The following is a 23,150-nucleotide window of genomic DNA, read 5'->3' on the forward strand; positions in this document are numbered from 1 at the left end:
TATCCGGTATTAGCTCCGGTTTCCCGGAGTTATCCCAGTCTAAGGGGCAGGTTGCCCACGTGTTACTCACCCGTCCGCCGCTAACGTCCGGGAGCAAGCTCCCTTCTGTCCGCTCGACTTGCATGTATTAGGCACGCCGCCAGCGTTCGTCCTGAGCCAGGATCAAACTCTCCGTTAAAAAAGTTTACTTACACACGGATGTGTTGGCTTCGGTGTTGCGACAGGACGTCGCGACCTTAACCGAAGATCCTTAGCTTCATTGCACAACCGAAGTTGTGGCTCACTATGATTGACGAGATACCTTGTATCTCTTTTACGCTTGGCTTTTGTTCAGTTTTCAAAGGACTTGGTTGCCATTTCAGCAACTTTTTCATTGTAGCAAAAACAGCGACGTTTGTCAATAAAATCTTTTGTTTTTGCTTCGTTTGGTGAACATCGCATCTTAGCGACAAGAAATAATATACCACTATAAAACAAAAAGCGCAATACTTTTTTAAAAGATTTTCTTATCTGTTTGAACAGGCAGTTGGCTGACCTGTAGAAAACATCAGATCAGCCAACCATTGCTTATTCGCCTTGCTCGCGGTTACGCATTTGCGGGAAGAGAATGACGTCCCGGATGGAAGGTGAATTTGTCAACAACATCACAAGTCTATCAATGCCAATACCGAGACCGCCTGTTGGAGGCATGCCGTATTCAAGCGCTTCAATAAAATCTTCATCCATTCGGTGGGCCTCATCGTCACCTTGCTCACGTTCAATTAATTGTGCTTCAAAGCGTTTTCTCTGGTCAATCGGATCATTAAGTTCAGAGAATGCATTGGCATGTTCACGCCCAACAATAAACAGCTCAAAGCGATCAGTAAAGCGCGGGTCTTCCTCATTTTTCTTTGCAAGCGGGGAGATCGCCAAAGGATGGCCATATACAAATGTAGGCTGAATAAGCGTTTCTTCTATAAAGTGCTCAAAAAACTCGTTTACAACATGGCCAAATGTCATTGTTTCTTTTACTGGCACTCCATGTTCTTTTGCAAGTGCCCGCGCTTCTCCATCGCTCATCTGCTGCCAAAAATCGACGCCAGTCTTTTCTTTAATCGCATCAACCATATGGACTCGCTTCCAACTAGGTGCCAGTTCAACGGTGTGTTCTCCGTACTGGACCGTGGTCGTGCCTAAGACTTCCTTAGCAATGTGCGCGATTACGCCTTCTGTCAGTTCCATAATGTCATGGTAATCAGCATACGCTTCATAAAGTTCAATCATTGTAAATTCTGGGTTATGGCGAGTTGATATCCCTTCATTTCGGAACACACGGCCTATTTCGTATACTTTTTCCAAGCCGCCAACGATCAAACGCTTTAAATGAAGCTCAATCGCAATACGCATGTATAATTCCATATCGAGCGTATTATGGTGAGTGACAAATGGCCTAGCAGAAGCTCCACCAGGGATGCTATGCATCATCGGCGTTTCCACTTCAAGAAAGCCTTTTTCATCTAAATAACGGCGCATGACTTGAATGATTTTACTTCTTGTTATAAACGCGGTTCTTGATTCAGGACTCGTAATTAGATCAAGATAACGCTGGCGGTAACGTTGCTCAACGTCTTTTAAACCGTGATATTTGTCTGGCAACGGACGCAATGATTTCCCTAGTATCACCAGCTCCGTCACTTTCACAGACATTTCTCCTACCTTCGTCTTAAATGGACGCCCGCCGACACCAACCATGTCGCCAATATCTAATGATTTGAATAAACCATACGCTTCTTCCCCTACGGCATCCTGACGAACGTATATTTGAATCTGCCCTCCTATATCTTGAATGTGGGCAAACCCGGCCTTTCCTTTGCCGCGTTTTGTCATTAATCGCCCTGCAAGGACGACATGATCGTCTTTTTCTTCAAGCTCTTCTTTCGTAAACGCAGCAAATTGCTCAATCACTTCATTTGATGTATGCGTCCGTTCAAACTTTCCGCCAAATGGGTTAATCCCTTCATCATACAATTGATTTAACTTGTCTCGGCGCACGGCAAGCAAATCATGCATTTCCAATCCTTCCGTCATCGCTCTCAACCCCTTGTCCTCATTCACTGAAAAAGGGTAGACCGAGTAAACCGGTCAAACCCTTTGCCGTTCATTACTACGAACAGTGTACTATATCGCAGAACTCTCCGCCAGTTCGCGCCCCTCTAAGAAATCAACGTATTCATAAAGGGCTTTTACTACATCATCCCTTGTTTCAAATTGGTTGACTTTGTCGCGGATTTTCGCTTTGCCGCGCAATCCTTTAATATACCAAGCTGTATGTTTACGCATCTCGCGCACTGCCACACGCTCGCCTTTTAAAGCAACCAAACGATCCAAATGAATTAAACAAACTTCAATTTTCTCGCGTGGAGTCGGTTCTGGAGGAAGAGTACCATTCTCAAGATATTGGATTGTACGGTACAACATCCACGGGTTTCCGAGAGCTGCACGGCCAATCATCACACCATCAACGCCATATTCGTCGAGCATCCGCTTGGCGTCTTGCGGTGTAGCCACATCACCGTTGCCTATAACCGGAATGTTCACTGCCTTTTTCACATCGCCAATTATATTCCAATCAGCCACACCCTCGTACATCTGAACGCGCGTGCGACCATGTACGGCTACTGCACTTCCGCCCGCTCGTTCAACTGCACGAGCATTCTCGATGGCATAAATATGGTCTTCATCCCAGCCAATCCGCATTTTGACAGTTACCGGCTTTTTGACTGCATCGACAACGGCAGCGACCATTTCGTAAATTTTTTTAGGGTCAAGAAGCCAGCGGGCTCCTGCATCACACTTTGTAATTTTCGGCACTGGACAACCCATGTTAATGTCGATGATATCGGCATTGGTGTTTTGGTCTACGAATCGCGCTGCTTCTACTAGTGTATCTTTTTCTCCACCAAAAATTTGCAAACTAAGCGGCTTTTCCCGCTCATCTACGTAAAGCATTTGTAACGATTTTTCGTTTTTATGCAAGATGGCTTTGTCACTAACCATTTCCGCGCAAACTAGGCCGGCGCCAAATTCTTTCGCAATTAAGCGAAACGCCGGGTTGCATACTCCTGCCATAGGCGCGAGTACGACTTGGTTTTTCATTTCTATATCGCCTATTTTCAGCATAGGTCACACCTCCATTTGCTCTCCTTTGTATCATCTCCGCTTTGGAGATGTATAAACCCTTCAGGACCAATGATCCTGCTATATTCACCTAAATTCAAGATACGCTTACAGCAACAGCGTTTAGCTTTCTGTATGGACGTATTGGTCAACGCCGCTCCAATCTCTCCACCATGTTACACCAGCTTGCATCGCCGAAGCTAATTCAGCCACTGTTTGCTTACAGGTTTCGCTGTATACATCAGGCGCTATTTCTGCAAGCGGAACGAGCACAAACGCGCGCTCCCACATTCGTGGATGGGGGATTTGCAGCTCACCCGTCTCTATATTTTCATGATCAAACAACAAAATGTCAAGATCTAGTGTACGAGGGCCGAAGCGGATAAGGCGTTTTCGACCAAGTTTCCTCTCTATTGCTTGTGTTGCTGCAAGCAATGAAAACGGGCTAAGGGTTGTTTCGACTTCAGCAACCATATTTAAAAATGGCCCTTGGTCCGTAAAGCCAACAGGCTCCGTTTCATATATGGAAGAAGCTTGAATGACTTGAATCGAGGCATCGGCGTCAAGCAGCTTCATTGCTTCCTGCAAATAATTTTCCCGGTCTCCTACATTCGAACCTAACGCAATATAAGCCTTATGCATGGCGTGACCTCGTTAGCTCGACTGCAACCGAGTCGTAATGCCCTGCAATGGGCGGATTAGGCTTGATCACTTTCACTGTACAGGTTTGCAGTTGGTCATACGCCTGTAAAAGCTCGGCGCTAATCCGTTCAGCCACTGCTTCTACCAGCTTGTACGGTTTTCCTTCAACAATCGTTTTAACACGCTCATGTACGTCGCCGTAATCAATGGATGCCTGCAAATCATCATGGCGTGCAGCATGCCTTAAATCGAGCTCAAGCACTAAATCGACGATAAAGTGTTGGCCCAACTTTGTTTCTTCTGAATAGACGCCATGGTATCCGTAAAAAGACAGTTGATTTAAAAAGATTTTATCCAACATCATCACTCCTTTTCAGCATGGCGTCCATCATAATGGCCATGCGTGCCATTTCCTTCACATCATGGACACGAATGATTTGACAGCCTTTCGCGATTCCTAAACAAATGGTCGCGCCAGTGCCCTCTATACGTTCCTCAACCGGCAAATTCAAGGTTTTGGCAATTAAAGATTTTCTTGAAGTACCAAGCAACACTGGCAAGCCCATTTCGACAATTTGGTCTAGTTCACGAATAACCTCCAAATTTTGTTCATACGTTTTCGCAAAGCCGACCCCTGGATCAAGCCAAATTTGCTGTTTTTGTACACCTGCCCTGAGGCAGATGTCAATGCTTTCTTGCAAATCAGCTTTCACATCTTCCATGAACGATTGATAATTCATATTCTCGCGGTTGTGCATCAGTATGATTGGAACAGCAAGGTTGGCAGCAACTGTCGCCATTTCCGGATCAGCTTTTGCTCCCCAAACATCGTTAATAATAGCAGCGCCAGCATGTACTGCTGCTTTTGCCGTTTTAGCTTTGTACGTGTCAATGGAAATCGGGACGTCCATCCGCGCTGATATTGCTTCAATGACGGGAATAACCCGTTCCATTTCTTCTTCTGCTGGCACAGGGGTGTACCCTGGCCTCGTTGATTCTCCGCCAATATCAATTAAGTCAGCGCCAGCTTTCACAAGCTCATGGGCACGGTCAACCGCCGCGTTAAGACGATTGTAGCGGCCCCCATCTGAAAAAGAGTCAGGCGTTACGTTTAAGATGCCCATCACTTTTGTTCGTGCTCCCCTATTGACTTGAAGAGAAAATCGCTTGCTCATGTTGTTTTGCTTCCTCCATTCGCTGCATGTGTGTAGTTGGCAGCAATGACCGGCACAAGCGAGCCGATTTCCAGCTCCCGGCCGTCCAATCTTGTAATAGGCACGACGCCTTGGATTGAATTCGTGAGAAAAAGGGCATCCGCTTCATGAAGAGCTTCCGCTTTAAATAAGCCTACGCGCACTTCATGCCCTGCCCTTTGTAATTGTTTGATCACAAAGCTTCTCGTTACTCCGCCTAAGATGCCCGTTTCTAACGAGGGTGTGAAGACAACATCGCCTTTTATCCAAAATAGATTGGAGACAATGCCTTCTGCTACATGCCCTTCTTTTGTTAAAAAAATGCCTTCAGCATGAGGGGACTGGTTTAGCTCTTGCTTGGCGAGAACATTATTTAAATAGTGATGTGATTTTAGCCGCACGCCCCCTTCAGGCGTGTTCCGAACAGTGTGTAAAACAACAGCTTCTTTGTGAAGCGGCTTTTTAGGCAATGGCTTCATATACACGATTTCCGTTGGCGCCTCATAGCGATCTGGAAACAAGCCAATCTCACGCATGCCAGCTGATACATTCCAGCGGACATATCCTTCCTCGAGCTGATTTGCTTCAAGCAATGTATAGACGGTTTCAAGCGCCCGTTCTTTTGTCAATGCGTAGGCAATGCCGACTGATTCTAAGCCTTTTAAAAGACGGTCAATATGCGCTTCGAGCAAAAACACCCCGTTTTTATGGGCAGCAAAAGTCTCAAACAGACCAATGCCGTATAAAAAACCGTGGTCAAACGCAGAAATGGTCGCCTGCTCTTTTGCAACAACAGCTCCGTTTATACTGAGGAACATGCCGTGCCACCTTGATAAGAATCAATAAATTGACGCAACAACGTTTTCCCCTCTTTCGTCATAATCGATTCGGGATGGAATTGGACGCCTTCAATCGCCAACTCCTTATGGCGAATCGCCATCACTTCCCCTTCCGTTGTTTCCGCACTAATTTCAAAACATCCAGGCAACGTTTCTCGTTTAACAATAAGCGAATGGTAACGCGTGACGACAAGCGGACTCGGAAGACCAGCAAATATTGTTTTTCCATCATGCTGGACATTCGATGTTTTCCCGTGCATCAGCCGCTCCGCCTGAACAACATGGCCGCCAAAAGCCTGGGCAATCGCCTGGTGTCCTAGGCATACGCCAAAAATCGGCACTTTCCCTGCAAAAGCACGAATCGCCTCTAAGCTGATTCCTGCTTCGTTTGGGCTACATGGCCCTGGAGAAATCATGATACAATCAGGATTTAAGTCGGCTATTTCCGTAATCGTTATAGCATCATTCCGTTTGACGACCAACTCTTGTCCCATTTCGCCTAAATACTGAACCAAATTGTACGTAAATGAATCATAATTGTCGATCATTAAAATCATCTCTTGCTCCTCCTAAGCTCTGCTCGTTTTTGTTAAAACTCTCTGCTCTGCTAATTCAAGCGCACGCCATAGCGCCTGCGCCTTTTTCATTGATTCTTTGTACTCGTTTTCGGCATTGGAATCAATCACTATTCCAGCGCCTGCCTGGACATGGGCGTTCCCATCCTGACACAGCATCGTGCGAATGACTATGTTTAGTTCCATGTCGCCATTAAAACCAATCCAACCAATGGACCCTGTATATAGGCCGCGGCGAACGGGCTCCAACTCTTCAATGATCTCCATTGTCCTTACTTTTGGCGCTCCCGTTATCGTCCCCCCTGGGAACGTTGCCCGAATGCAATCGTATAGCGTCAAACCCTCTGCCAATTGTCCCTTTACACTGGAAACAAGGTGCATAACATGTGAGTACCGTTCAACCACTAATAAATCGTCAACGGCTACCGTGCCGTATTGGCTCACCCTGCCAAGATCGTTACGTTCCAGATCAACGAGCATTACGTGCTCAGCCCGCTCTTTTTCATTGCTTAAAAGTTCTGCTTCAAGCAAGGCATCTTCTTCCTCATTGACACCTCTTGAGCGTGTTCCAGCTATTGGCCTTGTTTCCAGTTCATTGCCCCGCTTTTTAATTAACAATTCGGGCGAGGCGCTAACAATTTGTGTTTTTGGACTATGGATATAACCCATATACGGTGATGGATTAAGCTGCCTTAGCTCTTTATACACACTAAAAGGGTCTACTTGAAGGCTCCGGGTCTGGCGAACGGACAAATTGACTTGAAATACATCGCCGCTTCGAATGTAGTCCTGCACCCTTTCGACAGCACGAACAAACTGCTCTTTCGTAAATGTCGCTTCTTTGCGTGAACGGGAAGTAAATGGATTTCTACTTGGTGTCGGAGCAGACTCTGCTTGCAGCCACCGCTGTTCAAGCAGCGCCACTTTCTCCTGCAGCAATTGGCTATCGCTTCCATTGGCGCATAGCCACAACTGCTCTTCCTCATGGTCGTACACAGCTACTTCCTCAAAAACGAGAAAATAGACTTCAGGCAGTTGCAAATCATCAACCGCGGTTTCCTTTAACGACTCAATTTCTCGGACAACATCATAAGACAAGTATCCAATCGCCCCGCCTTGCATTGGTGGGCCTGTTAACGTGTCTTCTGTTTGGTAGGGGGCAAGTACCGTTTCTAACGAAGATAACAGCGGGCCTTTAAAAAGATGTTTGCCGTTTTGGTCGCTAACCATTAATGTGTGGCCCTTGCCTTCGATCACAGCAACAGGCGTTAAGCCGATTATGCTATACCGGCCTGTCTGTCCACTTTCCAACAGTACATGATGGGGCTCGTCTTTCGCCAATGCGGAAAATCGGTGAAACCACTCGTTTTGCGGCATTGCGATTTTTTTATTTATTGATGTACGAATGGCAGACCCTTTTTGCGCCATAGACTCACTCCGTCTCTAAAGCATATGTGCCTATTCTACTAAACAATTTCTAAGAAGAAAAGCAGCCTCTTCGAAAAGAGACTGCTACAGACGGTAGACAGGCGCATCGTTTGCCTTGTTCCTATCTTTTAAACCCTCATGTCGAGTGGCCGACAAACAAAGCTGGTAAATTATGAATGGGTCGTTTCTTCCTCAAATTGGTACAGCGGCGTGCTCAAGTACCGTTCTCCGTTTGAAGGAATAATCGCAACCACTTTTTTACCTGGCCCTAGCTCTTTCGCAAGTTCTAACGCTCCATAAATGGCTGCCCCTGAGGAAATACCGCCTAAAATGCCTTCTTCCCTTGCCGCACGACGTGCATATTCAAACGCTTGTTCAGTCGATACTTGTAAAACCGAATCATACACATTTGTATTTAAGATGCCTGGCACAAAACCTGGGCCAATGCCTTGCAGTTTATGGGGGCCGGGCTTGCCACCTGACAGCACAGGAGAGTCTTTCGGCTCAATCGCGACAATTTTCAATTCTGGAAAATGCTCTTTTAATAGGCCGCCTGCTCCAGTTATCGTGCCGCCTGTGCCGATGCCGGAGACAAAGCCGTCAAGCTGCCCATCGACTTGCTTAAGCAGTTCTTTGCCAGTCGTTTCACGGTGGATTTTCGGATTGGCGCTGTTTTCAAATTGCTGCGGCATAAAATGCCCGTCTTGTTTAGCTAACTCTGTCGCTTTTCGGATTGCCCCGCCCATGCCTTCTGGACCTGGGGTCAACACAAGCTCAGCTCCGTAAGCGCGCAGCAAGTTACGCCGCTCCATACTCATCGTTTCAGGCATAACCAGTTTTGTTTTATAGCCTTTGGCCGCTGCAACCATAGCGAGGCCAATGCCCGTGTTGCCACTTGTTGGTTCAACAATGGTCGCTCCTGGCTTTAGTTCTCCGGATTCTTCAGCTGCATTCACCATCGCCAGTGCAATCCGATCTTTTACGCTGCTTCCTGGATTTTGGTATTCAAGCTTTAAGTACACGTCTGCATGTTCAGCAGTCGCCAGGCGGTTTAATTTTACAAGCGGGGTATTGCCGATCAATTCCGTAATGTTGTTTACAACGGTCACAATCAAACGCCTCCTCAATCCCTAGTATCTTCATTGGTTTTATAAAAATAGGATAGCAAACATTTTCAGATAAGTCAATCAGACATCTCTGCTTTTCACGCTTTTCGCCTGCGCCAATGAAGCATGGTTTTGTCTACCGTTTGCTCTCGGCTTCTTCTAACAACGCTTTTAGTTCTGCTTCTGTGAATGAATACGATTCATTGCAGAAATGGCACACCGTTTCAGCGCCACCATCCTCTGTAATCATCGCTTCAATCTCCTTCGTCCCAAGGCTAATAATCGCGTTGCCGATTCTCTCCTTCGAGCACGAGCATTCGAAGAAAACAGGTTTTGTTTCAAGGAACTTGACATTTTCTTCTCCAAGAAGGCCATTAATTATTTCTTCAGGTGTTTTGCCCTGTTCCACCAGCTTCGAAATAGGCGGCGTTTCCCCGATCCGTTTTTCAATTTCTGTAATGGTTGCTTCCTTCGCTCCAGGCAGTAGTTGGATGACAAACCCTCCCGCTGCAAGGACGCTTTCATCAGGATTGACAAGGACACCGACACCAACAGAGGAAGGTGTTTGCTCTGAGTTGGCAAAGTAGTATGTGAAGTCATCGCCTATTTCGCCTGAAACAATCGGCACGCTTCCTGTAAATGGTTCTTTCATACCGAGGTCTTTTACAACCGAAAGTGTTCCTTCAGTCCCGACCACTCTCGCCACATCGAGCTTGCCTTTGCTGTTTAACTCTGGGCTGACATGAGGGTTGGTCACTGTCCCACGCGTTGCCCCTGATGCATGGGCATCAACGATGATTTCCCCAATCGGTCCATTTCCTTGAATTCGTACAGTTAGCTTATCCTTGCCTTTTAACATCGATGCCATAAGGGCTCCGCCCATCATTGTCCGTCCAAGGGCAGCGGAAGCAGTCGGCCAAGTGCCCTGCCTTTTGCATGCTTCTTTGACCATTTCTGTCGCTCTAAGGGCAATCGCCCGTACCTCACCGTCGTAGGCTGTTGCTTTTACTACATAATCTTTCATTCAAAACCCGCTCCAATCATTGGTTTTTATCGTAAATATATTTTAGCCCACTTAACGTTAACTCTTGTTCCAAATGTTGAATTTGCTTTGATTCTTCCGCATAAAGATAGGCTAATCCGCCTGTTGCAATGACTTTAGCATCGTCAAGACGTTGCTCCTCCTTGATTCGTTCAACCACGCCGTCAATCATCGCTATATGCCCATAGAATGTCCCACTTTCCATGGAGGCAACCGTTGTCTTTCCTACAACAGATGCCGGCTTTGTAAGTTCAATTTTCGGCAATTTAGATGCTTTATTCGACAAAGCTGCCGTCGAAATAGCCGCTCCAGGGGCAATAACGCCCCCTCGGTAACGGTGCTTTGCATCAATGCAGCAAAATGTCGTAGCCGTACCAATGTCGACTACAATACACGGAGCGCCGTAGCGAGCAATTGCTGCAACGGCATTAGCAATCCGGTCGGCACCGACTTCTTTCGGGTCTTGATAATGGATTGAAAGGCCGGTGCGAATGCCAGGACCGACAATTAAGGGGGTTACGTGTAAATAATCTTGGCACATGCGGCGAAAGCGGTGCATAATTGTTGGAACGACAGACGCGATGATCACACCGGTGACGTCGTTGAAACGGCAACCTTTTTGCTCAAAAAAAGAGTGCAGCAACATGGCATATTCATCACTCGTTTTATCGTGCGTGGTCGCGATCCGAAATATGAATGCTAGTTGGTCGTTCTCGTCGTAGACGCCTGTCACAATCGAAGAATTGCCAATATCAATGGCCAACATCATTGGCTTTGACCCCCTTTTTACCAAAAAGAGAGTGCCATCTAGGCACCCTCTATTTTCGCTTAATCGCGGTTCTCCTTTGTTTCCTCTGAAGACGGTGGTCGGTTTTCGCCTACGTTTGTCGTTTCTTCATAAGCGCCTTCCACTTCTTCTGCTGAATCTTTTGACTGGATGTTCACTTTCATGTCGCCGTTTTTCTTCGACGCATGATGGTTTTCAGGCAGCTTGCCTTCATTAATGAGGGATTGGATTTGTTCGGCATCAAGCGTTTCGAGTTCAAGCAAATTCTTGGCGATAAGGTCTAGACTATCCTTATTCGCAAGCAAGATTTGTTTACAACGCTCATAACTGTCTTTTATGATGCGTTGAACTTCCAAATCAATTTCATGAGCAATCGCATCTGAATAATTTTGGTCGTTTTGAATGTCTCTTCCTAGGAAAACTTGACCGCCAGAACTTTGCCCAAATTGCATAGGCCCCAATTTATCGCTCATGCCATATTCCGTTACCATTTTCCGCGCTATGCTTGTCGCTCGTTGGAAGTCATTATGAGCACCTGTGGAAACTTCACCAAATTGAATTTCTTCAGCGACACGCCCGCCAAGCAAGCCGACAATTTTATCAAGCAGCTCAGGCTTTGTCATAAAATAACGGTCTTCTTTCGGCAGCATCATCGCGTAACCGCCTGCCATTCCACGAGGGACAATCGTTACTTTGTGGACCATGTCGGCGCTTTCCAACTTGACGCCAACAACGGTATGCCCAGCTTCATGCCACGCAACAATGTTCTTTTCTTTTTCGGAAATGACGCGGCTTTTTTTGGCAGGACCTGCAATGACACGGTCAATTGCCTCTTCAATATGTTCCATGCCAATTTCTTTTTTGTCGTTTCTCGCTGCCACAAGCGCTGCTTCATTCAGCAAATTCTCAAGGTCTGCCCCGGAAAAACCAGGCGTTCGAATCGCAATGAGATCAAGCTTTACTTCCTCGCGAAGCGGCTTGTTTCTCGCATGGACTTTGAGCACTTCTTCACGCCCTTTAACGTCAGGGGCGTTCACTTGAATTTGCCTGTCAAAACGACCTGGACGAAGGAGTGCGGGATCAAGGATATCAGCACGGTTTGTAGCAGCAATGATAATGATGCCTTCATTTGCACTAAAACCGTCCATTTCGACAAGCAATTGGTTCAACGTTTGCTCACGTTCATCATGGCCGCCGCCAAGTCCTGCGCCACGCTGGCGCCCAACTGCGTCAATTTCATCGATAAAAATAATACATGGGGAATTCTTTTTGGCGTTTTCAAATAAATCACGCACACGGGATGCCCCGACCCCAACAAACATTTCGACGAAATCAGAACCACTAATTGAGAAAAACGGCACGCCTGCTTCACCGGCAACAGCCCGGGCAAGCAGCGTTTTCCCTGTACCTGGAGGACCGACAAGCAACACGCCTTTAGGAATCCGCGCCCCTATAGCGGCAAACTTGCGCGGGTCTTTTAAAAACTCAACGACCTCGACAAGCTCCTGCTTCTCTTCGTCAGCGCCGGCAACGTCTTTAAACTTCGCCTTTTTCTTCTCATCGCTAACCATTTTTGCTTTGCTTTTGCCAAAGTTCATGACGCGGTTACCGCCACCGCCGCCACCGCCTTGGGCAGAACTCATGAGAAAAATGATGATCAAAAAGATTAGTAAAAACGGCGCGATCATAATGATGGTTGACAACCAGTTGCTTTGTTCTTCTTCTGGTTCAACCGTCAATTCGACGCCTTCTATATTAGAGAGAAGGTCTGCTGTAATATCTGAATTCAGAATCGTTGTGGTGAAATTTTCGCCATCTTTTTGCCCGGCAAACTGTCCTGTGACAACTAAAACAGAACGCTCAGGCTGAACGGTAATATTTTCCACTTCTCCTTGCTCGAGCTTCTCTAAGAACTCATCATAGCGAACTTGCTGGGTTTCTGTAGGATCATTTGAAAAGCTTTGGACCCCTGCAATAATAATCAGCATCAGTATCGTCAAGATGACTATCGTGCGTACTGTACGATTCATTCTGTACCTCCTCCCGCGTCCAACAAAACTGCACCTATCTTACCATAAGAAATCGTTCTATACCAATAATTAGCCTTCATAAACTTCAGGTTTCAGTATTCCGACATAAGGCAAATTCCGGTAGCGTTCTGCAAAGTCTAGACCGTATCCTACTACAAATTCGTCCGGGACAACAAAACCTGTCATATCCGGCACCAAATCCACTTTTCTGCCTTCAGGCTTATCGAGAAGCGTTACCACTTTTACAGACTTAGCCTTCCGGTATTTAAACAACTCGATTAAATAGCTTAGCGTTAAGCCGCTGTCAATGATGTCTTCGACAATTAAGACATCACGCCCTTCCACTTTCGTGTCAAGGTCTTTTACAATTTTCACTTCACCTGAGGAGACAGTGCTTTTTCCATAGCTGGACACGTCCATAAAGTCAATTTCCAAATGAGTATCCACAGCTTTAATCAAATCAGCCATGAAAGGAAGGGCGCCTTTTAAAACACCGACAACTAGTGGAAAACGGCCTTCATACTCTTTTGTGATAGCCTGCCCCAATTCCTTGATTTTTTGCTGAATTTGTTCCTCAGTCAATAAAATTTCTTTCATGTCGTTCTTCATGTACGGTCATGTACCTCCTGTAAGTTGGTGCCTTTTTTTTCGTTATGGCCATTTATGTTGGGAAAAAGTAACATGGAGTAGCTCGCCTTGTACATTAGCGGAGCGGGTGAGAATGCGGGATGTTTGAAGTGAAGGCACCCAAAGAATCGAGTCATTTGCATCGACAAGCAGAGGCCAAGCATCTCTTTTGGCGCGATCTACTTTTCGATCGATAAACAAACGGTTCACTTTTTTGCTTCCGCTCATTCCGCTTGGGGACAGCTTATCTCCCGGCTTGCGATTTCGTATGTATAGCGGAAAAGCCACTTGGCTCACCTGAAATGAAACAGCATCCGTATGTTCCAATTCCAATAGTTCTTCTCGTGTATCCGCCCTGATTACTCCAAGGGGCGTGTCTACTTTACCTGGGATACTAAGCAGATGACAATAAGCTTTTGTTTCTATAAAAGGGGCTGTTGTGAACAAGCACGTCCCGTAGGAACGTTTCACTTGTACCCTACCTGGCAAATCTAGTTGAGCGGAAGGGGCACTTGTTTGGAGAAACGCTTGGATCTGCTCAATTGCATCAGGAAAAACACGCATGTCATTTACTCCGTAAACATTTAAGTGAAGATAATTTAATATTAGATGAATCATTCTTCTTTGTAAAGGAAAGGGGGCAAGACAAAGCGCCTGAATTTCAAGTTCAATGCTTTTCTCGCTTTTTTTCGTTAAAATTTGATCCAAATGAGCTTTCGCCTGCTCCATTAAATAATGGTTGTCCTCCTCTTGCCAGCGGTCAAAACGGCCAATATGTTTATGAATATGGGGGTTTTCCTCAACAAGATAAGGCGCCATGTTCATTCGAAACCGATTGCGCGTATACGCATCGGAAAAATTGCTCTGGTCGATTCGGTAAGGAATGTCCTTTTCGTTGCAGTAGGCGACGATGGAACGCTTCGTTTCTTCAAGTAGCGGCCGCGCCAACACACCATTTGCGAATGGCCTAGTAGCGGCAATGCCTAGCTTCGTCAACGGTGTCGTTCCGCGAGTTAGTTTCATAAAAGCCGTTTCCACTTCGTCGTCGCCATGGTGGGCAGTCAAAAGCACAGTAGCATGTACTCGCTCCATTTCCCCTTGGAAGACTTGGTAGCGGAGGGCACGGGCCGCTTGTTGCGTTCCAACATGGTGCTCGGCTTTAAAGGCAGCAACGTCAACGTCTTTCACATTGCACGGCACGCCGAGGCGAGCAGAGAAAGATTGAACTAGTTCGGCATCTTTATTTGACTCTTCGCCTCGAAGTCGGTGGTTAACATGGACGACAAATAGATTGAGCTTCCACTTTTCTCGCAAATTGGCCATAATGGCAAGCAGCGCCATTGAATCGGGGCCGCCTGAGACGGCAACAAGTACGTTTGTTTCCATTCCAAACAATCGATTGTTTTCTATAAACTGTTCCACGCGTGCTTCCATTCTATTCGCCCCTATAGCTCTCTTCAAAATGATTGTATCAATAAGTATAGGACAAAAAGGATGAGAACAAAAGACATCACTAGGATTAAGTCGATCGGCGCCCCTTTCTGTTTTCTAACTTTATGTTGCTGTTTCCGTTTCACTCGGCTACGCTCTTCGGTTTGCTTCACCGAGGCAAGAAAGTCGTTTTTCATTGCTTCTGCAGATCCATACCCTCCCATTAATGCTTTATAAACAATTTCCCGGTAAGGTTTTAAGAGTGGCGCTTGGTAAATAAGCTTTTTTAATTGGCTTGCCGTATTGCCCCGCTCTTTTTTTACTTGCCGCGGGTAGGCACAGTCGACGACCATCATTGCGGCCGCAAATAAGTCATAGGTCGGCTCCGCCTTTCGTGTTCCTTGTTCCCAGTAACCCCGGTCATAATACTCAGTATATTCCTTAATCGCGCGGCCCACTCGTGTGGTTCCGCCTACATCTAACAGTCTGACTTCAGCTGAACGACGAGTAACAATCACATTTTCGGGCTTTAAATCGCCAAATACCCAGCCTTGTTGATGGAGCGCGCTTAATGCACTCAACAATTGCAATGCCAATACAGGCAGCCACTCTGGCCCTTTGCCTCGGAGGAAGTCAACAAAATTTTCGCCTTCAATATACTCCATTGCGTAAAAAGGAAGGACACTATTGGTAGACAGGAAGTCGTCAACGTCAAATAAGCAAGGCCCAAGCGGCTTGCCTTGGACCTTGCTGAACTGTTTCAGTACATTCGCTTCTGCTGTAATTGACATCGGTTCTGTGCCAATCTTTAACGCCACTGAACCCGTTTCTCCTTCTGCCAAGTAAACATAGCCAGTGACCCCTGCCCCAAGTTTTCGAATCAACTTATAAGGTTTACGGTTCCACTTGCCGCGAAATGCCAGTCCTGGGTAAAGTTCAAAATCCAAATCGCCCTTGGCGCTGTTCATTCTCATCGTCTTCCAATCTCCTTTTGCCCCGTCTTTCCTCAAACACTTGGAGTGCTGCTTGCAAAGCTGGGCCAGTCGGTGTCATTCCCGCCGTTGACAGTTTCGTAAAAGTCGCAGTGAGTGATTGGAGCTTTGGTGTCCAATCAAGCAACCTTTCAATCGGCTTTCTTTTCCCGGGAAATGAATACAGAGAAAATTTTGTATCCCCTGAACGGGAATTTAAACTAATGGACAAATCCAATAACGCTTCCTGCACCATCGGTAATTTATTTGTCATGCTTGCACTCGTGTCGATTAACACAAGTACCTCCAAGAGCACTTTCTCCCCTAGATCATCCACTACTTCCATCACTTGCCCGCGTTTTTCCGGCGGCAAGTCTTCCATTTCATCATTCTGGCCTAATATTTGTTTAAGTTCTTGGTTAACGACACCGTGAAGTGTTTGCGTCATCGCTTTTCTTGTTACCATCTGAACTGTTTTGGCCAGTTGCCTGGCAAAAACAATTTCGCTAACCCCTCCACCAGCTAGAGCAATCGCTTCAACCTCTTGAAGTCCTTTTTCATTTTCGCGGTTTTCATCAGTAATGCCGATTACATTTACCGTAACGTCATACTCTTGGGCCAAGCGCGCAATCGCTACAGGATCTTCGCCGTAATTCGAATGCCCGTCGGTCATGAGCAAAATTTGCCTTAATGTCCCATTCATTCGTTTCCCCTCCATCTGATTTCGTGTTACCATCATGGTCATATTGGAGGGAAAATATACGTTTATGTGCCTGTTGCCTGTTTATAGAACGGCGCGGATTTTTTGTTTTTAGTCGTCTTCGGATGGATCGGGATCGAAGACCATTTCGGCGTATTGTGTTTCAACTGAGTAACGACGATCGTCATATCGTCTTCAATGACAATTCCTTTTTCCGACCGAATGACTTTTTCTAATAGCACATCGGCCACTTCTTGTGGGTCATCGGTTTCAATTTCCTTAATCATACGTTTCATCCACTGCTCCTTGTTCTCAACTTGCCTTTTCGCATCAAACACCCCATCGCTGCACATAATCAGCAAGTCACCTGGCTTAAGCTGCTCGCTAACAACGTCTACTTCAAATTCGTGGAAAATGCCCATTGGCAAATTGCCTGCTTCAATTTTTATGACGTGGTCTTTCCGCTTAATAAAGCTTGGCGTTGATCCAATTTTCAGGAACTTTGCTCCTGCATCTTGCATATCGATCATCGCCAAATCGAGTGTGGAGAACATTTCTTCCGTGTTGCGCAATGACAAGATGGAATTGACTGATTTGATTGCCACTGTTTCTTCAATTCCTGATTGCAGCACTTTTTGCAGCAACTTCAACGTCTCACTGCTTTCCAAATGGGCTTTTTCACCGTTGCCCATGCCGTCGCTTATCGCAACCGCGAACTTTTCGCTATTTAATTTGATCATGGCATAATTGTCTCCAGACAGCCATTCGCCGCCTTTGGCGACTTTGGCAATGCCTGTTTCAACAGCAAAAGGCTTTGCTGACCCAAATGAAATATGGCTATATCCATTTGAATAAAAGCCTGGTTCTTCCCGCATTAACACAATCGTTTCCTTAACTAAATCAGAAAGCATTGGCGCGATAATTTTTTCCGCCTCGCCATTTTCATGGCTGCATAACACACTCATTTCAATTTCAATGCTGCCACTCTCCATGCTGTAAATGTCTATATGCCCAACCTCAAGGCCAGCGTTCCTCAAAGCATCGACCATGTCTTCTTCTTGGATGACATGAGGTTGCTTTTCTTTTTGGATTTCTTTGGCGAAATCCCCCATTACCCGGGAAACGCCAAGCAATTGGTCGGCGACTAGCCGTTGGCTCTCTAACACTTGCCTCTTCAATTCCTTGTTTGCCCGATAATGGTTCACTTCCGCATTAAGGGCAGCCATGACTTGGTCAGGCTTACGGCAATGGCTGCGCCATTGCCTTTGTAATTTTGGATCGACAACCGTTCCATGCACCTCACTTTCCTGGACCATTTGCTTCATAGAATCATAAGTAGCATTAAAATTTTGCACCCAGCACTTTTCTTTCAACATGCACGTTTGGCATGTTTTTTCTGTCACGCGGCTCAGGAGGACATCGACCTCATGGTCATGCTCTTCTTCCTCATTTTTAGAAGGTGTATGAAAGCTGTTCGATAGCGTTTGGAATAAAGACGAAAACCGTTCAACCTTTCCAGCTGTCGCGTCACGGACTTTCCGTAAATATTGCTGCTGTTCCTGGGAATGCTCAACTGTCCCAGGAATATAGCGTGCTACCTTCGTCAGCCAGCTCTTCGGCGTCAGCAAAAATAGCGTGATCGCAATGGCAGATTCTGACACACTTGCCCCAAGCCCGCCCCCTTGACCATACATGCCAATTAAGAGCGTTCCTACAAGTAAGCCAAGTGACACGCCGATCCGTTTCCCTTCCTTTAACAACCCTCCTAACAAGCCTGCAAAGGCAAGCAGGCTCATCTGATAAAGACTTGCTAAACTCGCCAAGCTTAAAATCAAGCCTGTCACCACTCCGACGGTCGAGCCTATTGCAGCCCCGCCAACAAAAGCAAACACTAAAACGAGATAACTGGCAAAGCTATGCTGAAGCACAGCCTCATTTATCGTCCAACCGACTGTTCCTGTCATTACAGAGGCAAGCAAGATAATTAAACAAATAATTTCTTCATTCCGAAGTGCTTGTCCACCTCTTTTTCCTGTCACAAGCGGTATGCTTTGGATAAAGATCATTGTCAGGATAAAGCTTAGCGCCGCTTCGACTGTAGCCATCATCATCGCATATTGGCTTAATCCACCTTCTGTTAGAAATACGAGTGACAGCCTTGTAGCGATGCTAGCTGAAAACACGAGATAAGGGAGCGATTTAGCAGGGTGTTTCATGAACATTTTCATACATTTGTACAGGATAAGAAAGAACCCGATCCCTGCAATCGCAAAAATAAACTGACCATGAAAACTAAACACGGCACCTGCTAATAACGAAGCTGCAGCAATGAGTGATTGAGAGCGCCTTAACAAAAACACAGCCGCCAAGAATGGCAAGATAAATGGCGTCAACTCTGATAAAATCATAGCCCTTCCTAGCAGAAAACCAAGAATGGCAATGAATATGCCCCAATCATAAAGCACCGTTTTGGCTCCGCTTTTAAGGGCTTGTCCACTGCTTGCACATTTGGTCCATATGCCGTTTAGCTTTTCGGCTACTTTCGCTGTACCCATTTCTTCTGACGTCTTTATCACTTTACTGATCATTCTCGCCACCACCCTATTAATATCGTACGTTCACTATAGCAAGCAAAGCTGGAGCAATTTGTCAGAATTAAGGACCAATATCAAAAATTATTTCGACGTACTTCGGGCGAATCAGTGTGGATGATTCACAAAAATCGAATAATAGGGGTTTGGTGTTAGCGTATCTTTGGATAGATGCTCAATGGTTGGCTAGAAATGACGGACGAATTTAGGCATGGGGAACAATCTTTTTTCTCAGTCTGTTGCTTTTGCCGCCAACATCAAAAGCCGCACCTAACGATGCGGCTTCAAATGGTAGACAAACGCATTTTTTTCTGAGTGAAGCTTTTATGCAAATGTAATAATGCCGAGGATGTAAGCGATCACAAGCATGACGATGCTAAATCCCCACATGATAAAAAAGGAATAGCGGATATGTTTGCCCATTTCAAGGCCTGCGAGTTGCAATGCCAGCCATACAGCCGGGGCAAGAGGACTAACAAATGTACCAATGATGTTTCCGATTACGAGCGCATATGCGGCTGAAGTAGAAGAAACTCCGACTTCGGTTACAATCTGTTCAACGAGTGGCAACAATGCAAAATAATAGGCATCTGTGCTTAAAATTAAGTCAAATGGGACGCCAAAAAAGCCGATAATAACATGAATATAAGGGACAACAGCGTGTGGAAGCACGCCGACTATATCGACTGCTAGTGCCTGGAGCATTCCCGACTCGTTTAAAATTCCTAAAAAACAGCCTGCGGCAATGATGATCGTTGCCATCATTAACGCATTTGGTGCGTGCTTTTTAATGGCTTCCATTTGGTCGTCTACGTTCCGTAAATTAAACGGCAGCGCCAGTGCCACGCCAAGCATAAATACGAGCGGGGCCGGCAAGACGTCGACCGCCAATACAATAATGACAGCAGCCATTAGGAGCGCATTGACGGTCATTTGCAGAGCGCCTGCTTTCTTTTGGCTTTCTGTTTCTTTCGAGTCATTTGCCGAGTATGCTGTAGCTGCTGCTTCATTCCATACGGAGCGATTGGCAATTCTTTTCTTTTCTCTAATAGCAAGCAACACCGCTAGACCGATCAGCAACGCGATGCCAATAAGCTGCAAAGGAATAAGCGGCAACCAAAGTTCTCCGGCGCTCATATTAAGTACGGTACCAACACGCGCTACCGGTCCTGCCCACGGCACCATATTCATGATGCTTGCCCCTAGACCGACTAAAAGCAAGAGCAAATACGGGCTCATTTGCAAACGCTTGTAAGTAGGCAACAGCGCCGGGATGGTCAGCAAGAACGTTGTCGCGCCTGAGCCATCGAGATGTGCGACGCAGGCAACGATCACTGTTGCTACTGCTACGCCAATGACATTTCCTTTTGAGAGGGCAAGCACTTTATTGATAACGGGATCAAACAAGCCTGCATCTTGCATAATGCCAAAAAAGAGTATTGCAAAAATAAACATGACGGCGACAGAAATCACATCATTGACACCTACACTGAAGAAACTACCAATGTCATTTAAATCGAAGCCTGCAACGGCCGCGGCTATAATGGGAATAAGCGTAAAAGCAACGATTGGCGACACTTTTTTGCTGATAAGCAATGCGACGACTGCCACAATCGCAATCAGTCCAATAAAACTAAGACTAAACATACTGGTCTCCTTCCAAGCCTTATACTGAGATTTCTCTTATCTTAACGAAACAGGCGCCTCTTGTAACCGTTTCCAATTTAATGGGCATTCTATTCATTTTTTTTATTTTGTCCATTTTGTTTATGAGACACAAAAAAACCCTTTTTTCCTTAACAGAAAAGAGGGTTTCATCCAGTAGAAAACGCTCAATGTCTTTCTACTCGTCTGACAAATGATAGATAGCGGCGGAGGGGATCGAACCCCCGACCTCACGGGTATGAACCGTACGCTCTAGCCAGCTGAGCTACACCGCCTCGCTTTTCACGACATTAGTTAATATACTTGTTTTTTGGGTGAAAGTCAACATTAAAATCTAGAGCAAACCGAATTTCCTTCTCCCATTTCTATCAGTCTGAGTAATGTTGTCGACAACATGAGAGGAGCAGGATTGCCCTGCTCCTCTCTCACTCCTATTTACAAACAGATATACGTTACACAAGCAACATCGCTATCCGCGTTTTGCACCCCGACCGCCGCGTTTAGACTCTGTTTGCCTTTTAATCGTCGACAAACGTTCTTCGCTATCTTTTAGGAAACGGCTCATTTTGTCTTCAAAAGACGGAGCAGGGCGCGACTTTCCGCCTCCCCGATTGTTACCGGAGCGCGGATGAGGGCGCGGAGGGCGGCTTTCTCCTTCGGGACGGTCAACCGCTTTACGGATCGAAAGACCAATTTTGCCGTCTTTTTCTACATTGACGACTTTGACTGTCACTTCATCGCCAACCTTTAGAAGTTCATTTATATCTTTTACATAATGATCCGCAACCTCACTAATGTGAACCAGACCCGTTGATCCGCCTGGCAATTCCACAAATGCACCGAAATGTGTAATGCCAGTCACCTTGCCTTGCAGCTTGCTGCCTGCTTCAATGGACATGAAAACGTACATCCTCCTTAAATTTTGGGTGAACTAAACGTACTCCAATATATTATACCCGACCTGAAATTTTGGTGTCAATCGCTTGACTGCTGCTTGGAGACGTTAATTCTTGTTTCCCCTGGAAGAGTGAGGTAATAGTCACGTCTAGCAATCTCTTTAATGAATTCATCGTCTTGAAAATTGGCAATGTCGCGCAAGAGCTGTTCTTCCTCATTCTTTAGCTGTTCCAATTGTTCAGCAGCAGCTTGTTGTTCTTGCCGTTTATCATTAATATCAGCTCGTTGCGAAAATAGCGTTACACTGCAACAAATAGCGAGCACACTAAAGACGATGCCCATAAATCCAAGCCGGCGATAGAGTCCTTTTCGCCTTTTCGCTTGTCGGATTAGTTCTTGCTGCCTTTGCTCCATATAGTCTGTGTCAAGTTCTTTAATCGTTGCCCGGTGTTTCACTGCCAAGTCGCTCACCTCTCGTCTTTTTTCCTAAAACGCTCCAATCGTTCCTGCCATTTACGCAAGATAGGCTGTCCTTTTTTTAACAGGCCAACAACGCCTAGTTTTTTCATTAGCCAATATAGGGGTTTAAGCAGGACATAAAGAATGATGCTCCACACAGAGATTACTATAATCATAACCAAGCGACGCACAGACATCAACAACCATTTTATCGGCATGACAATGAGCGCTTTTAACAAACCCCAAACGAACCGTAATACAGCCTGAACAATTGTAATGACTAAATTGACGAACCAATTATACACGCCTTTAAACAATGCTTGGTAGGCAGCATAGCCACAGAGTAGCGCCAAAAATACGTAAATTCGGATATCTCCCTGGTTTGTCTTAAATAAAATATAAAAGACAAGCAGCGCTTGGACAATCCAAAAGGCAATGTCAAGCAAGGCGATGTGAATGCGGAAAGTACGTTGCCTTGGCAGAAAACGGCCGTACGTATCAACAGCCGCGCCAAGACAAATGCCCATTGCGGCCATAGCGACCATTGTATAGAACTGAACAGTTAAAGCCATTATTTAAACAGTTTTCCAAAGAGCCCTTTGGATTTTCCTTGCTGGTTTTGATCGACATAAATCAGGTCGTGGATTTTTCCCTCAATCGAAACATTCCCTTGCTCAACATTTAAGTTTTTCATATGAAGGTTTTCGCCTCGGACCGACAAATAGCCTTGTACCGTTTCTAGCAAAAATTCTTCGCTATCGAAACTGTCTACTTGTTTGACGCCTGTTATATCTAATTGCTTGCGCCCGCGCAACGTAACGTCGTGGTCGTTGGTTTTTCTTTCACGTCCCATTGGCGTGCCAAACTCGTAAGTAGAACCGTCCATTTTCTGCACCCTCCTAGAAAGCATGTCTTTATTGCAATGTATGCATGGGGCTTTGCCCCTAGAACAAGCTTCTAGCACAAAACATCCTCTCATAGAGACGGCTGGTCCTATCGCTTAAAGGGTGT

Annotated in this window: 22 protein-coding genes, 1 tRNA gene and 1 rRNA gene; all 24 read right to left on the reverse strand. The window is 45.9% G+C overall.

From position 1 onward, the window contains the following. Nucleotides 1-178, reverse strand: a 16S ribosomal RNA gene (locus BUC05_RS19505); the annotation flags it as partial. Between the two features lie 389 nt (nt 179-567). Further along, nucleotides 568-2,067 carry a lysine--tRNA ligase gene (gene lysS, locus BUC05_RS19510; protein ID WP_035202187.1) on the reverse strand — a complete coding sequence of 500 codons (1,500 nt, stop codon included), beginning with the start codon at nt 2,065-2,067 and terminating at the stop codon, nt 568-570. Nucleotides 2,068-2,157: 90 nt separating this feature from the next. Next, on the reverse strand, nt 2,158-3,159 hold the full coding sequence (dusB, locus tag BUC05_RS19515; RefSeq protein WP_011244980.1) for a tRNA dihydrouridine synthase DusB: 1,002 nt from the start codon (nt 3,157-3,159) through the stop codon (nt 2,158-2,160). 120 nt (nt 3,160-3,279) lie between these two features. Then, entirely contained in the window at nt 3,280-3,798 is a 519-nt protein-coding gene (gene folK / locus BUC05_RS19520; protein WP_011244979.1) for a 2-amino-4-hydroxy-6-hydroxymethyldihydropteridine diphosphokinase, read from the reverse strand. Further along, nucleotides 3,791-4,156 carry a dihydroneopterin aldolase gene (folB, locus tag BUC05_RS19525; RefSeq protein WP_035202207.1) on the reverse strand — a complete coding sequence of 122 codons (366 nt, stop codon included), beginning with the start codon at nt 4,154-4,156 and terminating at the stop codon, nt 3,791-3,793. The genes folK and folB overlap by 8 nt, the downstream gene beginning before the upstream one ends. Next, nucleotides 4,149-4,973, reverse strand: coding sequence for a dihydropteroate synthase (gene folP, locus BUC05_RS19530; protein WP_035202185.1), 825 nt, complete (start codon nt 4,971-4,973; stop codon nt 4,149-4,151). The genes folB and folP overlap by 8 nt, the downstream gene beginning before the upstream one ends. Continuing rightward, nucleotides 4,970-5,809 (reverse strand): aminodeoxychorismate lyase, encoded by an 840-nt coding sequence (gene pabC, locus BUC05_RS19535; protein WP_035202184.1) that lies wholly within the window; start codon nt 5,807-5,809, stop codon nt 4,970-4,972. Before pabC ends, folP begins: the two co-directional genes overlap by 4 nt. Beyond that, nucleotides 5,794-6,387 (reverse strand): aminodeoxychorismate/anthranilate synthase component II, encoded by a 594-nt coding sequence (pabA, locus tag BUC05_RS19540; protein ID WP_011244975.1) that lies wholly within the window; start codon nt 6,385-6,387, stop codon nt 5,794-5,796. The genes pabC and pabA overlap by 16 nt, the downstream gene beginning before the upstream one ends. Before the next feature lie 12 nt (nt 6,388-6,399). Next, nucleotides 6,400-7,833 carry an aminodeoxychorismate synthase, component I gene (pabB, locus tag BUC05_RS19545; RefSeq protein ID WP_051881120.1) on the reverse strand — a complete coding sequence of 478 codons (1,434 nt, stop codon included), beginning with the start codon at nt 7,831-7,833 and terminating at the stop codon, nt 6,400-6,402. Nucleotides 7,834-8,003: 170 nt separating this feature from the next. Continuing rightward, the gene (gene cysK / locus BUC05_RS19550) at nt 8,004-8,942 is read right to left on the reverse strand and encodes a cysteine synthase A (protein WP_073305772.1); all 939 of its coding nucleotides are present in this window, start codon (nt 8,940-8,942) and stop codon (nt 8,004-8,006) included. A gap of 133 nt (nt 8,943-9,075) precedes the next feature. Beyond that, nucleotides 9,076-9,963: an Hsp33 family molecular chaperone HslO gene (hslO, locus tag BUC05_RS19555; RefSeq protein WP_011244972.1), complete on the reverse strand. Its 888-nt coding sequence runs from the start codon at nt 9,961-9,963 to the stop codon at nt 9,076-9,078. Nucleotides 9,964-9,979: 16 nt separating this feature from the next. Beyond that, nucleotides 9,980-10,750 carry a type III pantothenate kinase gene (locus BUC05_RS19560; RefSeq protein WP_011244971.1) on the reverse strand — a complete coding sequence of 257 codons (771 nt, stop codon included), beginning with the start codon at nt 10,748-10,750 and terminating at the stop codon, nt 9,980-9,982. 59 nt (nt 10,751-10,809) lie between these two features. Next, entirely contained in the window at nt 10,810-12,798 is a 1,989-nt protein-coding gene (gene ftsH / locus BUC05_RS19565; protein ID WP_011244970.1) for an ATP-dependent zinc metalloprotease FtsH, read from the reverse strand. Nucleotides 12,799-12,867: 69 nt separating this feature from the next. Beyond that, nucleotides 12,868-13,407 carry a hypoxanthine phosphoribosyltransferase gene (gene hpt / locus BUC05_RS19570; protein WP_011244969.1) on the reverse strand — a complete coding sequence of 180 codons (540 nt, stop codon included), beginning with the start codon at nt 13,405-13,407 and terminating at the stop codon, nt 12,868-12,870. 42 nt (nt 13,408-13,449) lie between these two features. Then, nucleotides 13,450-14,859, reverse strand: a complete 1,410-nt coding sequence (tilS, locus tag BUC05_RS19575; RefSeq protein ID WP_035202183.1) for a tRNA lysidine(34) synthetase TilS — start codon at nt 14,857-14,859, stop codon at nt 13,450-13,452. A 23-nt stretch (nt 14,860-14,882) separates the two neighbouring features. Then, nucleotides 14,883-15,824: a protein kinase domain-containing protein gene (locus tag BUC05_RS19580; protein ID WP_035202204.1), complete on the reverse strand. Its 942-nt coding sequence runs from the start codon at nt 15,822-15,824 to the stop codon at nt 14,883-14,885. Further along, nucleotides 15,793-16,545, reverse strand: a complete 753-nt coding sequence (locus BUC05_RS19585) for a vWA domain-containing protein (protein ID WP_073305774.1) — start codon at nt 16,543-16,545, stop codon at nt 15,793-15,795. Before BUC05_RS19585 ends, BUC05_RS19580 begins: the two co-directional genes overlap by 32 nt. A gap of 47 nt (nt 16,546-16,592) precedes the next feature. After that, complete coding sequence (spoIIE, locus tag BUC05_RS19590; protein WP_081427698.1) at nt 16,593-19,082, reverse strand: stage II sporulation protein E; 2,490 nt, start codon at nt 19,080-19,082, stop codon at nt 16,593-16,595. 360 nt (nt 19,083-19,442) lie between these two features. After that, a complete protein-coding gene (locus BUC05_RS19595) occupies nt 19,443-20,765 on the reverse strand; it encodes a CitMHS family transporter (protein ID WP_035202180.1) in 1,323 nt (440 codons plus the stop codon). 219 nt (nt 20,766-20,984) lie between these two features. Next, nucleotides 20,985-21,058: transfer RNA gene (locus tag BUC05_RS19600), tRNA-Met, on the reverse strand. Between the two features lie 194 nt (nt 21,059-21,252). Further along, the gene (locus tag BUC05_RS19605) at nt 21,253-21,681 is read right to left on the reverse strand and encodes a S1 domain-containing RNA-binding protein (RefSeq protein WP_011244963.1); all 429 of its coding nucleotides are present in this window, start codon (nt 21,679-21,681) and stop codon (nt 21,253-21,255) included. A gap of 77 nt (nt 21,682-21,758) precedes the next feature. Then, nucleotides 21,759-22,136 (reverse strand): FtsB family cell division protein, encoded by a 378-nt coding sequence (locus BUC05_RS19610; RefSeq protein ID WP_244153330.1) that lies wholly within the window; start codon nt 22,134-22,136, stop codon nt 21,759-21,761. An 11-nt stretch (nt 22,137-22,147) separates the two neighbouring features. Further along, on the reverse strand, nt 22,148-22,711 hold the full coding sequence (yabQ, locus tag BUC05_RS19615; protein ID WP_011244961.1) for a spore cortex biosynthesis protein YabQ: 564 nt from the start codon (nt 22,709-22,711) through the stop codon (nt 22,148-22,150). Continuing rightward, nucleotides 22,711-23,025, reverse strand: coding sequence for a sporulation protein YabP (gene yabP, locus BUC05_RS19620; protein ID WP_011244960.1), 315 nt, complete (start codon nt 23,023-23,025; stop codon nt 22,711-22,713). Before yabP ends, yabQ begins: the two co-directional genes overlap by 1 nt. Nucleotides 23,026-23,150 lie beyond the last annotated feature (125 nt).

It is taken from the genome of Shouchella rhizosphaerae (assembly GCF_900142675.1).
GTDB lineage: Bacteria > Bacillota > Bacilli > Bacillales > Bacillaceae_D > Shouchella > Shouchella rhizosphaerae.

Bases quoted from the DNA above. Each gene is read 5' to 3' on its own strand.
- BUC05_RS19595 (WP_035202180.1), bottom strand. From the start codon at position 20,765: ATGTTTAGTCTTAGTTTTATTGGACTGATTGCGATTGTGGCAGTCGTC.
- pabB (WP_051881120.1), bottom strand. From the start codon at position 7,833: ATGGCGCAAAAAGGGTCTGCCATTCGTACATCAATAAATAAAAAAATC.
- hslO (WP_011244972.1), bottom strand. From the start codon at position 9,963: ATGAAAGATTATGTAGTAAAAGCAACAGCCTACGACGGTGAGGTACGG.
- ftsH (WP_011244970.1), bottom strand. From the start codon at position 12,798: ATGAATCGTACAGTACGCACGATAGTCATCTTGACGATACTGATGCTG.
- lysS (WP_035202187.1), bottom strand. From the start codon at position 2,067: ATGACGGAAGGATTGGAAATGCATGATTTGCTTGCCGTGCGCCGAGAC.
- BUC05_RS19580 (WP_035202204.1), bottom strand. From the start codon at position 15,824: ATGAACAGCGCCAAGGGCGATTTGGATTTTGAACTTTACCCAGGACTG.
- spoIIE (WP_081427698.1), bottom strand. From the start codon at position 19,082: ATGGGTACAGCGAAAGTAGCCGAAAAGCTAAACGGCATATGGACCAAA.
- yabQ (WP_011244961.1), bottom strand. From the start codon at position 22,711: ATGGCTTTAACTGTTCAGTTCTATACAATGGTCGCTATGGCCGCAATG.
- yabP (WP_011244960.1), bottom strand. From the start codon at position 23,025: ATGGACGGTTCTACTTACGAGTTTGGCACGCCAATGGGACGTGAAAGA.
- folP (WP_035202185.1), bottom strand. From the start codon at position 4,973: ATGAGCAAGCGATTTTCTCTTCAAGTCAATAGGGGAGCACGAACAAAA.
- BUC05_RS19585 (WP_073305774.1), bottom strand. From the start codon at position 16,545: ATGGAGGGGAAACGAATGAATGGGACATTAAGGCAAATTTTGCTCATG.
- hpt (WP_011244969.1), bottom strand. From the start codon at position 13,407: ATGAAGAACGACATGAAAGAAATTTTATTGACTGAGGAACAAATTCAG.
- dusB (WP_011244980.1), bottom strand. From the start codon at position 3,159: ATGCTGAAAATAGGCGATATAGAAATGAAAAACCAAGTCGTACTCGCG.
- BUC05_RS19605 (WP_011244963.1), bottom strand. From the start codon at position 21,681: ATGTCCATTGAAGCAGGCAGCAAGCTGCAAGGCAAGGTGACTGGCATT.
- pabA (WP_011244975.1), bottom strand. From the start codon at position 6,387: ATGATTTTAATGATCGACAATTATGATTCATTTACGTACAATTTGGTT.
- folK (WP_011244979.1), bottom strand. From the start codon at position 3,798: ATGCATAAGGCTTATATTGCGTTAGGTTCGAATGTAGGAGACCGGGAA.
- tilS (WP_035202183.1), bottom strand. From the start codon at position 14,859: ATGGAAGCACGCGTGGAACAGTTTATAGAAAACAATCGATTGTTTGGA.
- pabC (WP_035202184.1), bottom strand. From the start codon at position 5,809: ATGTTCCTCAGTATAAACGGAGCTGTTGTTGCAAAAGAGCAGGCGACC.
- BUC05_RS19560 (WP_011244971.1), bottom strand. From the start codon at position 10,750: ATGATGTTGGCCATTGATATTGGCAATTCTTCGATTGTGACAGGCGTC.